Source organism: Pseudomonas sp. CFBP2511 (assembly GCF_030209255.1).
Taxonomy (GTDB): Bacteria; Pseudomonadota; Gammaproteobacteria; order Pseudomonadales; family Pseudomonadaceae; genus Aquipseudomonas; species Aquipseudomonas avellanae.
The window spans coordinates 237,472-252,278 of the sequence record NZ_JARVSI010000010.1 but is presented as its reverse complement, the minus strand read 5'-3'; the positions used below and the strand labels follow the sequence as shown (position 1 = coordinate 252,278).

Genomic DNA, 14,807 nt, shown 5'->3' with positions numbered 1-14,807 from the left:
AGTCGCGTCGCACCTTTGTGAGGCGCTAATGACCCGTGCTGGCTTATTTTTGGGTCATGCGACGCTGGGCATGAAGGGTGAATGGCCTGCGGGATCATCCCGTCATCGCCATCATCATTCAGAATCGGCCCCGTGGACTGAAAACCCATGATTTTCCCGAACCTGTTCGGTACAGCTTGAATCGTGCCGCGAATCCTGACGCATGGACTCCCGAGCTGCTTTTCGATCGCTATAAATAGTAGCCTTATAGTGTTACCGAACGATGTGAGCGCCTCGACTCCAGTCCTGCTGTAGCAAAGCCCGTACCAGCATGCTGGCTATGTCGAATTAGCGACAGGTCAAGTCAAAAACTTGTAACCTTGCGACATCTTCTTTCATTTTTAATCTACCCCGCGCACCCTATTAATGCGCTCTTAACGAGCCGGTGCACGCAAATGGAGCAGTCATGAGCGAACCTTTGATCATCCAACCTTCCGGCACAGTCGATGCCTGCGTCATCTGGCTGCATGGGCTGGGTGCCGACCGTTATGACTTTTTGCCGGTTGCCGAAGCGCTGCAGGCGTCGCTGACCACTGCCCGCTTCGTCCTGCCTCAGGCCCCGACACGCGCCGTGACCGTCAACGGCGGCTATGAAATGCCGAGCTGGTATGACATCAAAGCCATGAGTTCCGAGGCCCGCGCCATTGATCATGACCAGATGGAAGCCTCGGCGCTGCAGGTGATCAGCCTGATCGAGCAACAGCGCGACAGCGGTATCGATCCGGCGCGGATCTTTCTGGCAGGCTTTTCCCAGGGTGGCGCGGTGGTTCTGCACGTCGGCTATCGACGCTGGCAGGGCCCACTGGGCGGCCTGCTCGCGCTGTCCACTTATGCACCGACATTCAACAAGGATATGACCCTGTCTGCCAGCCAGCAGCGTATTCCGGCGTATTGCCTGCACGGCCAGCACGACGAAGTGGTCCATTATCCGATGGGCCGGGCCGTTTACGACCATCTCAAGGCTCAGGGTGTAACCGTTGACTGGCAAGAGTACCCAATGGGGCATCAAGTGTTACCGCAGGAAATCCACGACATCGGCGTCTGGCTGGCTGAAAAGCTCCGCTGAAGGGGTCTGTAACCCCTGTCACAGAGCGCTTTTGTAGCTCGCCACGGATGGCACTACGCCGAGCACGGTTCTTGCTTTACACTGCTCGGCGTACATTCCTTAATCAATTGATGAGATGACCGTGCTCAAAGCACTTAAAAAGATGTTCGGTAAAAGCGAGGCTGAGCAGCGCGCGCCTGGCCCGACAGCCTTCCTCCCCGCCTCTCCCGCGCCGGCCATCGGCGACCAACCGGATCATGCTGCCCAGCCCCAGGTGCTGGATATTGCCAGCGAGCCCGCCATAGCCCCGGCACCCCGCGCCGACAAGCCAAAAGCCGAGCGCCCGCGCCGTGAGCGCGCAGCAAAACCGCCCGCGCCACTATGGAACCTCGAAGATTTCGCCGTGGAGCCACAGGAAGGCAAGACTCGCTTTCATGACTTCAACCTGGCCCCCGAACTGATGCACGCGATTCAGGACCTTGGTTTTCCCTATTGCACGCCGATCCAGGCGGGTGTGCTGGGTTTCACCCTCAAGGGCAAGGACGCCATCGGCCGCGCCCAGACAGGCACCGGCAAGACCGCTGCCTTCCTGATCTCGATCATCGAGCAACTGACCCAGACACCGCCGCCGGCAGAGCGCTACATGGGCGAACCCCGCGCACTGATCATCGCGCCGACCCGCGAACTGGTGGTGCAGATCGCCAAGGACGCCGCCGACCTGACCAAATACACCAACCTCAACGTCATGACGTTTGTCGGTGGCATGGACTTCGACAAACAGCTCAAGCAGCTTGAAGCGCGGCACTGTGACATTCTGGTCGCCACGCCGGGTCGCCTGCTGGACTTCAACCAGCGCGGCGAAGTGCACCTGGACATGGTCGAGGTGATGGTGCTCGATGAAGCCGACCGCATGCTCGACATGGGCTTCATCCCGCAGGTCCGGCAGATCATTCGCCAGACCCCGCACAAGGGCGAACGCCAGACCCTGCTGTTCTCCGCGACCTTCACCGAAGACGTGATGAACCTTGCCAAGCAGTGGACGACCGATCCTTCCATCGTCGAGATCGAATCCTTGAATGTCGCCAGCGACAACGTCGAACAGCATATCTATGCCGTCGCCGGTGCCGACAAATACAAGTTGCTCTACAACCTGGTCACCGACAACGGCTGGGAACGGGTCATGGTCTTTGCCAACCGCAAGGATGAAGTGCGCCGCATCGAAGAGCGTCTGGTACGCGATGGCGTCAACGCCGCGCAACTGTCAGGCGATGTGCCGCAGCACAAGCGCATCAAGACCCTTGAAGGTTTCCGCGAAGGCAAGATCCGCGTACTGGTCGCCACCGATGTGGCCGGTCGCGGGATTCACATCGACGGCATCAGCCACGTGATCAACTTCACCCTGCCGGAAGTTCCGGACGACTACGTGCACCGCATCGGCCGTACCGGTCGCGCAGGGGCCGATGGCGTCTCGATCAGCTTCGCCGGGGAAGACGACTCCTACCAGTTGCCCGCCATCGAAGAGAAGCTGGGCCGCAAAATCAGCTGTGAAACACCGCCGACTCATCTGCTCAGAGCAGTCGTGCGACAAACCACCTGATCGATCCAGCCAACAAAAAAGCGCAGCCTTTTACGGGGCTGCGCTTTTTTTGTGCCTGTCAGACATCGACAGTGTGAGGGTCAGTCACTGCCGTACTTCGGCGAACGCGGGCCGTACAGCAAACCCGCCGGCCGACCCGCTGTAAGCAGTCGGTTGCTGGCTATCCCGGCAATGGGGTGACCGGCATCGGTAGCGCTGTTGATGATCTGCTTGACCGCTGCGGTGATCAGCATGCCCACCAGACCGCCGCCGCTATTGTTGCCTCCCTCTTCACTGGAAGCGGAAGCGGCGCCTGTCCACAACGCAGTTCCGGTGCGCAGATCAACCAGTTTTGCCGTGACCGTCACGACGGTCTGGCTGCTGATGACCACGTAACTGGTGCCGTATTGCTTGACCGTGATGTACAGCGCGGCATCGGCGCCGAAGATCTCGCGCAGCTTGGCAGGCGATGTGGCCTGAATATCGTTGGCGTTGGTCAGACCGTTGTTGCGAAACGTCTCGTCAACCAGCGCCACCGGCAACACGTAGTAACCTGACTCGGCCAGCGGATAGGTCACCTGCGCGAAGGTGCTGTACGTCGCTTTGACGTCAGGCGATTCGTTGACCGGCGGCAGCACCAGAATCGAACGCGGCTTGCTTTCCTTGAAGGCCGAGTAGTCCACCGTCGGCGGCGGAGTAACGCAACCCGACAACAGGGCGACGGCAAACAGGCTGACAGCCACTTTCAGATAAGCGAGGTTCATTTGGCGACTCCTGCGTGGGCGTTCTTGAGCAGGAAGTCCATGTAGGTGGCCGACTCGGGAAACAGTGCTTTTTCCGTGCGCAACTCCTGAACCATCTGGTCATCCTTGCCCAGGCCGCCGTAGAGCATGCCCAACTGAGCGTGGTAGCCCGGTGGCGGCGTTGCGTTGGCAGAGCGGATTTTCTGCAGGTCTTCTTCAAGTTTGGCGACCTGGACTTCTTTGGGTTCGCCTTTGAAATACTCATACACTTCGGGCTGATAACTGCCCCACTGGTACAGGGTTTTCGGCTGCGGAGCGCAACCCGTGACGCAGACGCCTGCCACCAGCAACATTGCGGCACTGCGCAACGAACTATTATTCATGTTCATGAACACCACAAATTCCCTTTTAAAACATCAGTTGGCAGTTGGTTTCCAGGCACCGCTGTCGAGCGCACGCACCATGTTGTTGACGGCTTCGCGCATGGCCAGGTCCAGAACCTTGCCGTTGAGTGTCGAGTCATAACTGGCGGTGCCACCAAAGCCGATGACTTCCCGGTTGGAAAGCTCGTACTCGCCCGCACCCTGAGTGGAGTACACCACTTCCGAGGTGCTGATATTGACGATGTTCAGCGCGACTTTTGCGTAGGCAATCTGCGATTTGCCACGGCCCAGCAGACCGAACAGTTGCTGATCGCCGACTTCCTTGCGACCAAACTCGGTCACGTCGCCAGTCACCACGTAATCAGCGCCTTTCAGGTGCTGGGCGGTGGATTTGATGGAGGCTTCCTGCTTGATCTCCTCCATGTTGTCGCGGTCCAGCACACTGAACCGGTTGGTTTGCTGCATATGGGTGATCAGGATGGTCTTGGCCTGACCGCCAAGCCGATCCACACCATCGGAAAAGATCCCGCGCATGTAGCTGGAGCGGTTATCGAACTTGCCGACCGCCACTGGATAACGCTTGCCGGCATAAGCAACACCAGCGCTTTCAACCTTTGCCACAGGCAGCGCCCGCGAGCTTTCCGTTGCACAACCAGCCATCAGCACTAACGCCGCTGTTGTCATCCCTGAAACCAAAAACTGCTGAAGTTTCTTCACATTCTGCTCCGAACGTTGACGAAAACCTGCCCGCAACGTGGCGGCCGCAAGGGCAATCACGCTCGGACAGTTATTGAATAAGTTGGCCGAAGCCGATGAGACGCCGTTTCCGGGCCGGCATGATAGCCCGAAGCCATCCCTTTGTACCAAGAAGATACAAATAGACGATACAAACAGCGAGAGACCACGCGTTCAGGAAAAACGCATGGACGCAGCTACCGGCTACCAGCGCCGGGCGGCTGCCTGATCGCTATCGCGACCCTCGACCCACTGCGGCCCCTGAGAAGTATTTTCCTTCTTCCAGAACGGCGCACGGGTCTTGAGGTAGTCCATGACGAAATCGCAGGCCTCGAACGCCGCCTGCCGATGAGCGCTGGCAACGCCCACAAACACGATAGGCTCACCCGGCTCGAGCGCGCCCACCCGATGCAACACGTCGAGCCTGAGCAACGGCCAGCGCTGCTCGGCTTCTTCAACAATCTTCGCCAAGGCCTTTTCGGTCATGCCCGGGTAATGCTCCAGAAACATGCCCGATACCTCGCGCCCTTCGTTGAAGTCACGCACGTAACCGACAAAACTCACCACCGCACCGATGCCCAGGTTGGCAGCGTGCAGCGCGTTGACTTCAGTGCCGGGATCGAATGCTGCTGCTTGCACACGAATCGTCATGCTCAGCCTCCGGTCACAGGCGGAAAGAACGCGACTTCGTCGCCATCAAGCAGGGGCTCGTCAAGCTTGCAGAGCTCCTGATTGCGCGCACACATCAGGTTCTGTTCGGCCAGAACCTGCCACGCTTCGCCACGTTGCGACAGATGCTGACGCAACACCTCCAGCGTGACGAACTCGCCTTCGACAGACTCGCTGTCTATGCCCAACGTTTCGCGATAACGGGCAAAGTACTGGACCTCAATCTTCATGGGGCAACCTGCGCATCATCTGCAATGAAATGACCGCTCTTGCCGCCAAGCTTCTCCAGCAGGCGAACCGACTCGATAACCATGCCGCGATCCACTGCCTTACACATGTCGTAAATAGTCAGCGCCGCAATACTGGCCGCCGTCAGGGCTTCCATCTCAACGCCGGTTTGCCCGGACAGTTTGCAGCTTGCCGTGATGCGCACTGCGTTGTCGCCCTCGGCAGCCAGGTGAACCTTGATGCTGGTCAGCATCAGCGGATGGCACAGCGGAATCAGATCGCTGGTTTTCTTGGCGGCCTGAATACCGGCAATGCGCGCGACAGCAAACACATCCCCTTTGGGATGGCCACCGCTGACAATCATTTGCAGCGTGGCGGGCAACATCCGCACCAACGCTTCAGCCACAGCCTCACGGGACGTCACGGCTTTATCAGTGACGTCGACCATATTGGCGCGACCCTGGGAATCGAGATGAGTGAGCACAACGTTACTCCTTGGCAGATGCAAGAAGTGTAGAGGGTGGGGCAGATACAAGCTATAAGCCATGAGCTGCAAGCGAGGGCCTTCATACACCGAAGTTCCCCGCTTGTAGCTTGCAGCTAAACGCTTGAAGCTGCTTTTCAGCTAAAGATGACTCTCTGCGTATTCGGCCAGAATGGAGCGTGGCACGCCTTGCAGGGTGAGGTGCACGCCGTTCGGGAAGTCTTTGAAGCGCTCCGTCAGGTAGGTCAGACCAGAACTGGTGGCTGACAGGTAAGGGGTATCGATCTGCGCCAGGTTGCCCAGACAGACCACTTTGGAACCGGCACCGGCACGGGTGATGATGGTTTTCATCTGGTGCGGGGTCAGGTTCTGGCATTCATCGATCAGAATCAGGCTTTGCTGGAAGCTGCGACCTCGAATGTAGTTAAGGGATTTGAACTGCAATGGCACTTTGCTGAGGATGTAATCGACACTGCCGTGAGTGTTTTCATCATCCATGTGCAGGGCTTCGAGGTTATCGGTGATCGCGCCAAGCCACGGCTCCATCTTTTCCGCCTCGGTGCCGGGCAGAAAGCCGATTTCCTGATCCAGCCCCTGAACGCTGCGGGTCGCGATGATGCGACGGTAGCGTTTGGTGACCATGGTCTGCTCGATGGCAGCGGCCAGCGCCAGGATGGTTTTACCCGAGCCCGCAGGCCCCGACAGGTTGACCAGATGAATATCCGGGTCGAGCAAGGCGAACAATGCCAGGCCCTGATAGATATCCCGCGGCTTCAAGCCCCAGGCTTCCTGATGCAGCAAGGGCTCCTGATGCATGTCGAGGATCAGCAACTCGTCGTTCTTGACGCCCTTGATCCAGCCCACAAAACCTTGTTCGTCGACAATGAACTCGTTGATATGGACGGCCGGAAGCATTTCATTGAGTTGAACGCGGTGCCAGGTACGGCCACGCTCCTGGCGGGTATCGACCTTGTTGACGCGGTCCCAGAACGAGCCGGTCATGTCATGGTAGCCACGCGACAGCAGTGAAACGTCGTCCACCAGCTGGTCGGTACTGTAATCCTCGGCGTCGATGCCACAGGCACGCGCCTTAAGGCGCATGTTGATGTCTTTGGTCACCAGTACGACGCTCAAGTCCTTGTTGCGCGCGTGCAGGTCGATCAATTGGTTGATGATGATGTTGTCGTTCAAGTGCTCGGGCAGCAGGCTGTTGGGTTCCTCGCGCTTGCTCATCAGAATGGACAGGAAACCTTTGAACACACCAGTCCCGCGATCAATAGGCACGCCCTTTTCGACTTCTTCGGGGCTGGCTTCTCCCAGAGTCTTGTCGATCAGACGGATGGCCTGACGGCATTCGGCGGCCACCGAATGTTTACCGGCCTTGAGTTTGTCCAGTTCCTCCAGAACCGTCATGGGAATGGCGACATGGTGTTCTTCGAAATTCAACAACGCGTTTGGATCGTGAATCAGTACGTTGGTATCGAGCACGTAAAGGATTGGCTGGTTGGTGGAAGGGGTGCGTCCGTGATCATCCATACTCGCTCACCTTTGTAGATGCCAGGCGACGCAGAACCACGACAGTGCTGCGCCACGAAAAGGCCGCCGGATTCTTCCCTTCAGGCAGGGGAGAAATGTCGCTCAAGGTGGGTCTTGGAAGACGCCACCTGTGTTGCAGGTTTCGGCGGTCTGTATTCGTAATACAGCAAAAGGGATGACAGAAAAAAGCGCTTTGATGGTTTTTTGAGGTTTATTTCACAGGGTGACGAATAGGACTTGGCGGACGTAGCCGGCACGTTTAAAGTCGGAAGTCCGCCCACGCCGAATCTGCCTTCATTCCCCCTCCGGCGCAGCCTCTTCACTGCTCTCGAGCCCTTGTTCCACGGGCGCTTCAGAGATATTTCGGCAATCTTCCCAGATCAACTCGCTTTGCGCAGTGTTGGCCAGCAGCAATGGCAGCGCAGACTGCGCCTTGTTGGCCACGTCGTGAAACGCCACCGTGCCTTTGCGCCAGAGCAGCATGAGGGTAAGCACCCGGTCCTGGATTTGCTCTGCCGTGAGCCGTCCGTTGTCGTCCTCGGCATCAATGTTCCACAACGACACGCGCAAATGCTGGGCGCGGAAGAAATCACCGCTGTCGGCCCGTCGATGACCGTAGGGGGGACGAAACAGCGGCACGAAATTATCCGCCAGTACGTGCTGAACCAGCGTCGCACTGCGTTGCACCGAATCCTGCCAGTCCAGCCACTGGCTGTGCGAACGATACTCCCAGCCCTGAATGCCGACACACTGCTGGCGGTACAACGCCTGCAGGTTTGCCACCGAGGTGCTGTCCAGACGCTCCTGAAGGCTTTTGCCCAGCACAAAGAACGTGGCGGTCATCTTTTGCTGACGCATGAAGTCGGCCAGCCAGTCAGTGCCGCCGTCGGCCGGGCTGGGCCCGCTTTCGAAGTTGAGCATGAAGGTGCGATCGGGCATCTCGTCGCCGCTCATCTCATCGGAGTTGTAACGCTCGATCTCGCTGCTGGTCTGCGGGAACAATGCCGCCATGAACAGCAGTTCGTTCAAGTAGCGCTGATGAAACACCGCGCTGGGCCTGGCCCAACCGGCGTAGAAGGAGTCGTTCGACACCTGGTACTCATCGGCACGCTGGCGCAACTGCTCCATGTCCTCGACCAGCACGCAGAAGTTGGCGTCCTCCTCGCAGCTTTTTTGGGCGTTCTGGTAGTTTTCCAGCAAGCGCAGCCACAGGCGATGACGGACCACGTTCAATGACGGCACATTGACGAAACGCAGGCCGAGGCGCTGCTTGAGCCCCTCCTCGCCCAGTTTCTCACTGAGCGACAGTTCATGGGCGAAGGCGAGGATCTCCGCACGCGACGCCACGTCGAACAAGGCCGGCGTTTCAAGGCGCTCGGGCCATACGCTGCGGTCGATGGTGGCGATGACCGGCGCTGCCGCCTGGGCCTGAAGCCAGAACAGACCTGCACACACTGCTAAAACAATACGCAAACCCGATGCCCTCTCGATCAACCATGAACGTCATGACCAGCGCGCCACTATAGCTGATATGCGCCGGCCTTCTTATGTCGGCACGCATACAAAGCCTGACATCAAAGCGCTGAGGCCTCTATCGCCACCATAGCTGGAGTCGAGGGCCATCAGCCCCTAGAATCCCCGGACGATCAAAGGAGACGACTTCATGCTGATGGTGATTTCCCCAGCGAAAACCCTCGATTTCGAGACGCCGCCCACCACCGCGCGCTTCACCCGGCCGCAGTACCTGGATCACTCCCAGGAACTGATCACCCAGTTGCGGGAGCTGACCCCGGCGCAGATCAGCGAGCTGATGCACCTTTCCGATAAACTGGCCGGGCTCAATGCCGCGCGCTTCGGCAGTTGGGACCCGGCGTTCACGCTCGACAATGCCAAGCAGGCATTACTGGCGTTCAAGGGCGATGTCTACACCGGCCTGCAAGCAGAAACCCTCAGCGACGCACAACTCGACTACGCCCAGGACCATTTGCGCATGCTGTCCGGCCTCTACGGGCTGTTGCGCCCGCTGGACCTGATGCAACCTTATCGCCTGGAAATGGGCACCCGGCTGGCCAACGCCCGCGGCAAGGACCTTTATGCGTTCTGGGGCACCCGAATCAGCGAATGGCTGAACGAGGCGCTAGCCGATCAGGGCGATGACCTGCTGCTCAACCTTGCCTCTACCGAGTACTTCTCGGCCGTCAAACGTTCGGCGCTCAAGGCGCGAATCATCGACACCGAGTTCAAGGACTTGAAAAACGGGCACTACAAGATCATCAGCTTCTATGCGAAAAAGGCACGCGGCATGATGAGCCGCTTCGTCATCGAAGAGCGCATCAACAGTCCCGAAGCGTTAAAGCAGTTCGATGTACAGGGCTACCGTTACAACAGCGAGCAGTCAACGCCTGACAAGTTAGTGTTTCTGCGTAACTCAGCTGAAGATTGACGCTGTAATCGTCGTGTAACGCACCGCTGTTACACGACGCCCCCTCCGATCCGCCCCCAAATGACAACTTAGTGACGTCAGATAAACGTCAACTTGCCGACGACTCGTTCACGTCGATTTTTTTCATGAAAAAAAATCCATCTTTTTAAGTAGTGGCCTTTTGGCTATTTGCTGTAGTAGCACTTTCATATCCACCCGGCTTTTATCCCCGCACACTAAGGCTTTTAAGAAACAGGCCATTATTTTGCAACTGCCATTGTCACAAACTGGATACACCGATTTTCTCAAATCAGGACGAGCGGCCCGGAACTAAATGCGAATTTGTACGCTCCTACATCCCGTAACAATTCTGGGCGAATGTGTAAGCGATCACTTACACGCAGAACAGGAAACGGGAAGTTACCAACCGCTAAGCCGGGTCCACGGGATTCGGAGGTCTGGTACAGGATTAAACTCACATCACTAGTTGATGTTGTAGACAGACGAAGCACCGGCCAGGTGCGACGCGCAGGACTCGAGCAAAGGCAGCAATGGCTCCGGCCAGAGGCTTTCCGACCGAGGTCCGCCGTCAATCGTCAGACAGGAGTAGTTTACTGCATCCAAGGAGAGCAGGGCCCTGCCCACCGGACAGGTCACTTGCCGCTTGCACTTAGTGTCATTTGAGTTCGCCTCGCTTGTTTGGGCACTCACTCATTCAATATGCCTGCGTTAGTTCTACGGTTCTGTTAACCGTGACAACTGACGCGTGACATCTGCTGGCCAAAATTAATATCCAGCCACTTTATGGCGTGAAAATCTAGGAGAATGATGATGCGTATCAGCATATTTGGTTTGGGTTATGTCGGTGCAGTCTGTGCCGGTTGCCTCTCTGCCCGCGGCCACGACGTAGTGGGTGTGGACATCTCCAGCACCAAGATCGACCTGATCAACAATGGCAAGTCGCCTATCGTTGAACCGGGCCTGGAAGAGCTGCTGCAAAAAGGTCTGGCCACCGGCAAACTGCGCGGCACTACCGACTTCGCCGAAGCCATTCGCGCCACTGACCTGTCGATGATCTGCGTGGGTACGCCAAGCAAGAAGAACGGCGACCTGGAACTGGACTACATCGAATCAGTGTGCCGTGAAATCGGTTATGTCCTGCGTGACAAGAACACTCGCCACACTATCGTGGTTCGCAGCACCGTACTGCCTGGCACCGTCGCCAACGTGGTTATCCCGATCCTGGAAGACTGCTCCGGCAAGAAAGCCGGCGTTGACTTCGGCGTTGCCGTAAACCCAGAGTTCCTGCGTGAAAGTACCGCAATCAAAGACTACGACCTGCCGCCAATGACCGTGATCGGCGAGTTCGACAAGGCCTCGGGTGACGTTCTGCAATCGCTGTACGAAGAACTTGACGCACCGATCATCCGCAAGGACATCGCCGTTGCCGAAATGATCAAGTACACCTGCAACGTGTGGCACGCCACCAAAGTGACCTTCGCCAACGAAATCGGCAACATTGCCAAAGCAGTCGGCGTTGATGGCCGTGAAGTGATGGACGTGGTCTGCCAGGACAAGGCATTGAACCTGTCCCAGTACTACATGCGCCCAGGCTTCGCCTTCGGCGGTTCGTGCCTGCCTAAAGACGTCCGCGCCCTGACCTACCGCGCCGGTAGCCTGGATGTCGACGCACCGCTGCTCAACTCGCTGATGCGCAGCAACACCTCGCAAGTGCAGAACGCTTTCGACATGGTTGCCAGCTACGACACCCGCAAGGTTGCACTGCTGGGTCTGAGCTTCAAGGCCGGCACCGACGATCTGCGTGAAAGCCCGCTGGTAGAGCTGGCTGAAATGCTGATCGGCAAGGGCTTCGACCTGAGCATCTTCGACAGCAACGTCGAATACGCCCGTGTTCACGGTGCCAACAAGGACTACATCGAATCGAAGATTCCGCACGTTTCCTCGCTGCTCAATTCCGACTTCGATCAGGTCATCAACGACTCCGACGTGATCATCCTTGGCAACCGCGACGAGCGTTTCCGCTCCCTCGCCAACAAGACGCCTGAAGGCAAGCGCGTTATCGACCTGGTGGGCTTCATGACCAATGCCACCACCGAAGACGGTCGTGCCGAAGGTATCTGCTGGTAAATCAGCCGCAAGCCACAAGCGCCAGGCTCCAGGCCACCAAGCTCAAACAATGAGCTTGCAGCCTGGGGCTTGAGGCTCGCAACTGACTTAGGGATACAGATTATGCAAAGGCTCAAGCACGGCCTTTTACAGGCCGCCGGTTGGCTGTTTTATCTCAGTTTGTTAATGGGCCTTGCTGCGGCATTGCCCACCAGTATCTTCGACTCGCAGTCGAAGAACTTTATCTTCCTGATTGGCGCTGTCGGTATCTGGCGCTACTCGATGGGGATCACGCACTTCGTGCGCGGGATGATCTTCCTCTACATCGTCTACCCGCATTTGCGCCGCAAGGTTCGCAAGCTGGGCAGCGCTGCAGACCCATCCCATGTGTTTCTGATGGTTACCAGTTTTCGCATTGATGCACTGACCACCGCACAGGTGTACAGCTCGGTCATCCGCGAGGCCATCGAATGCGGTCTTCCAACCACCGTGGTCTGTTCGCTGGTGGAAATGTCCGACGAGCTGCTGGTCAAGAGCATGTGGGCCAAGGCGAACCCGCCAGATCGCGTCAAACTGGACTTCGTGCGTATTCCGGGTACCGGTAAACGTGATGGTCTGGCTTATGGCTTTCGTGCCATCTCGCGGCACATGCCCGATGACCGTGCCGTGGTGGCCGTGATCGACGGTGACACCGTGCTCAACGAAGGTGTGGTTGCCAAGACCGTGCCGTGGTTCCAGCTGTTCGACAACGTCGGCGGCCTGACCACCAACGAGTTCTGCGAAGTGCGTGGCGGCTACATCATGAGCGAGTGGCACAAGCTGCGTTTCGCTCAGCGTCACATCAACATGTGCTCGATGGCCTTGTCCAAGCGCGTGCTGACCATGACCGGCCGGATGTCGGTGTTTCGCGCAAAAGTCGTGACCGACCCCGAGTTTATTGCCGACGTGGAAAGCGACTCGCTCAACCACTGGCGGCTGGGCACTTTCCGGTTCCTGACCGGTGATGACAAGTCCAGCTGGTTCAGCCTGATGCGTCTGGGTTACGACACGTTCTACGTCCCGGATGCGGCGATCAACACCGTGGAGCACCCGCCGGAAAAGAGCTTCCTGAAGGCCAGCCGCAAGCTGATGTATCGCTGGTACGGCAACAACCTGCGTCAGAACTCGCGTGCACTGGGGCTGGGCGTTCGTCGCCTGGGGATTTTCACCAGCATCGTGCTGTTCGACCAGCGAGTGTCGATGTGGACCTCGATTCTCGGCCTGACCGTCGCCATCATCGCCAGCTTCAAGTACGGCGGCGCGTTCCTGCTGATGTACCTGCTGTGGATCGGTATGACCCGCCTGATCCTCACCCTGCTGCTGTCCTTGTCAGGGCACAGGATCGGGCCTGCCTACCCGATGATTCTCTATTACAACCAGATCGTCGGCGCCCTGATGAAGATCTACGTCTTCTTCCGCCTGGACCGCCAGTCCTGGACGCGCCAGGACACCAAACTCAGCCGCGACATGGCCAGCTTTCAAGGCTGGTTCAACACGTGGTCGTCCCGAACCATGACTTTCTCGGCTGGCACCATCTTCGTCGCCGTGCTGTTGACGATGGTTTGACCAGACCAACGGATTAATCGCTTAAGTAGGAAAACTAGCCATGAATACAGCCGTGAATGCGAACGTCGTACATGAATCCGAAGCCCAGCGCCAACACGCCCGGATCAAGATCCCTGCCAAGCTGCGCCTGCTGAACGACAAGCCGAACGCGCCGCTGGTGCGTATCGAAGACCTGTCGGCCGGCGGCTTGAGCTTTGTGGCTCCAGCGGGGCTTGCCTACACCACCGGTGAGGTCATCAAGGGCCGCCTGCAATTTCTGATCGACAACCTTGGTCTGGCCATGGATGTAGAAATGCAGGTGCGCTCGGTGGATACCGCCAGCGGCCGTGTTGGCTGCCAGTTCCAGAACCTGGAAGCTCAGGACATTGCCACCCTGCGCCACTTGATCACCTCGCACCTGTCTGGCGAAATCGTCAGCCTGGGTGAAGTGCTCGCCACCTTGCAGCGCGACAATTTCACCAAGGCACGCAAGGTCAAAGGCAGCGACAGCGGCATGAGCGCACTGGGTCGTTTGCGTGCGGTCACGTTCAGCCTCGGCATCTTTATTGTCGGCCTGGCAGCGTTCGGCTTCATCTTCAAGACGGTCTACGGCCTGTACTTTGTCAGCCATGCGTCGGCGGGTCTGGTCTCGATACCGAGCATGGACGTGACCATGCCGCGTGAAGGCACCTTGCAAAGCCTGGTCGCCCAGAACGGCGAAGCCAGCAAAGGCGCGCCACTGGCGACCTTCAACACCAGCATGCTGGAAATGCTCAAGGGCAGCCTGACCGGTGAAGACCTGCAGCCGGCCAAGATCGAAGAGCTGTATGGCAAGCAAATGAGCGGCACCATGACCAGCCCGTGCGATTGCGTCGTAGCTCGCCAACTGGTTGCTGACGGTCAGTTCGCGTCCAAAGGTCAGGTGATCTTCCAACTGGTGCCACGCAATGCGCCGGCCACGGTTGAAGCACGCTTTACCTATCGCCAGTTCAACGACGTCAAGCCAGGCACCCGTGTCAGCTTCCAGATCGCCGGCGAAGACAAACTGCGCACCGGTCAGATCGTCAGCAGCACCAACCTGAGCGACACCGACCTGTCCACCGACATTCGCGTGCAGATCAAGCCAGACGAAAGCCTGAGCAGCTCGCTTGCCGGTCGCCCTGTCGAAGTGGTCAGTGATCGCGGTCCGTCCGTGAACTGGTTGCTCGACAAAGCAATGGCTGCGGGTCTGTAACC

14 protein-coding genes are annotated in these 14,807 nt (G+C 58.0%); 6 read left to right on the top strand and 8 right to left on the bottom strand.

Translation table 11 applies throughout. The features are described from left to right. The first annotated feature begins 445 nt into the window (after positions 1–445). Both QRN38_RS09700 and rhlB read left to right on the top strand, forming a co-directional pair. Complete coding sequence (locus QRN38_RS09700; protein WP_007244032.1) at positions 446–1,105, top strand: alpha/beta hydrolase; 660 nt, start codon at positions 446–448, stop codon at positions 1,103–1,105. A gap of 115 nt (positions 1,106–1,220) precedes the next feature. Beyond that, entirely contained in the window at positions 1,221–2,681 is a 1,461-nt protein-coding gene (gene rhlB, locus QRN38_RS09695) for an ATP-dependent RNA helicase RhlB (RefSeq protein ID WP_032621675.1), read from the top strand. A gap of 80 nt (positions 2,682–2,761) precedes the next feature. Here the strand turns inward: rhlB and QRN38_RS09690 are convergent, their stop codons facing one another. From QRN38_RS09690 to QRN38_RS09655, 8 genes are all read right to left on the bottom strand, one after another. Beyond that, a complete protein-coding gene (locus QRN38_RS09690) occupies positions 2,762–3,424 on the bottom strand; it encodes a DUF799 domain-containing protein (protein ID WP_044391521.1) in 663 nt (220 codons plus the stop codon). After that, on the bottom strand, positions 3,421–3,792 hold the full coding sequence (locus tag QRN38_RS09685; RefSeq protein ID WP_005764124.1) for a DUF4810 domain-containing protein: 372 nt from the start codon (positions 3,790–3,792) through the stop codon (positions 3,421–3,423). Before QRN38_RS09685 ends, QRN38_RS09690 begins: the two co-directional genes overlap by 4 nt. A gap of 27 nt (positions 3,793–3,819) precedes the next feature. Next, positions 3,820–4,470 (bottom strand): CsgG/HfaB family protein, encoded by a 651-nt coding sequence (locus tag QRN38_RS09680; RefSeq protein WP_020343607.1) that lies wholly within the window; start codon positions 4,468–4,470, stop codon positions 3,820–3,822. Between the two features lie 255 nt (positions 4,471–4,725). Continuing rightward, positions 4,726–5,172, bottom strand: coding sequence for a molybdopterin synthase catalytic subunit MoaE (gene moaE, locus QRN38_RS09675; RefSeq protein ID WP_005736458.1), 447 nt, complete (start codon positions 5,170–5,172; stop codon positions 4,726–4,728). Between the two features lie 2 nt (positions 5,173–5,174). Then, positions 5,175–5,420, bottom strand: coding sequence for a molybdopterin converting factor subunit 1 (moaD, locus tag QRN38_RS09670; RefSeq protein WP_057416090.1), 246 nt, complete (start codon positions 5,418–5,420; stop codon positions 5,175–5,177). Continuing rightward, on the bottom strand, positions 5,417–5,902 hold the full coding sequence (moaC, locus tag QRN38_RS09665; protein ID WP_005764132.1) for a cyclic pyranopterin monophosphate synthase MoaC: 486 nt from the start codon (positions 5,900–5,902) through the stop codon (positions 5,417–5,419). The genes moaD and moaC overlap by 4 nt, the downstream gene beginning before the upstream one ends. A 141-nt stretch (positions 5,903–6,043) precedes the next feature. Continuing rightward, entirely contained in the window at positions 6,044–7,438 is a 1,395-nt protein-coding gene (locus tag QRN38_RS09660) for a PhoH family protein (RefSeq protein ID WP_003376021.1), read from the bottom strand. A gap of 294 nt (positions 7,439–7,732) precedes the next feature. Then, a complete protein-coding gene (locus QRN38_RS09655) occupies positions 7,733–8,911 on the bottom strand; it encodes a polysaccharide deacetylase family protein (RefSeq protein WP_057419191.1) in 1,179 nt (392 codons plus the stop codon). Between the two features lie 190 nt (positions 8,912–9,101). Between QRN38_RS09655 and yaaA the strand changes: the two genes are divergently transcribed. The 4 genes from yaaA (at position 9,102) to QRN38_RS09635 (ending at position 14,805) form a co-directional block, all read left to right on the top strand. Then, on the top strand, positions 9,102–9,881 hold the full coding sequence (gene yaaA / locus QRN38_RS09650) for a peroxide stress protein YaaA (protein ID WP_005764136.1): 780 nt from the start codon (positions 9,102–9,104) through the stop codon (positions 9,879–9,881). Positions 9,882–10,691: 810 nt separating this feature from the next. Then, the gene (locus QRN38_RS09645) at positions 10,692–12,008 is read left to right on the top strand and encodes a nucleotide sugar dehydrogenase (protein WP_005764140.1); all 1,317 of its coding nucleotides are present in this window, start codon (positions 10,692–10,694) and stop codon (positions 12,006–12,008) included. A gap of 102 nt (positions 12,009–12,110) precedes the next feature. After that, positions 12,111–13,592 (top strand): mannuronan synthase, encoded by a 1,482-nt coding sequence (alg8, locus tag QRN38_RS09640; protein WP_005764142.1) that lies wholly within the window; start codon positions 12,111–12,113, stop codon positions 13,590–13,592. A 40-nt stretch (positions 13,593–13,632) separates the two neighbouring features. Continuing rightward, the gene (locus QRN38_RS09635; protein WP_057419170.1) at positions 13,633–14,805 is read left to right on the top strand and encodes an alginate biosynthesis protein Alg44; all 1,173 of its coding nucleotides are present in this window, start codon (positions 13,633–13,635) and stop codon (positions 14,803–14,805) included. The last annotated feature ends 2 nt before the right edge of the window (positions 14,806–14,807 follow it).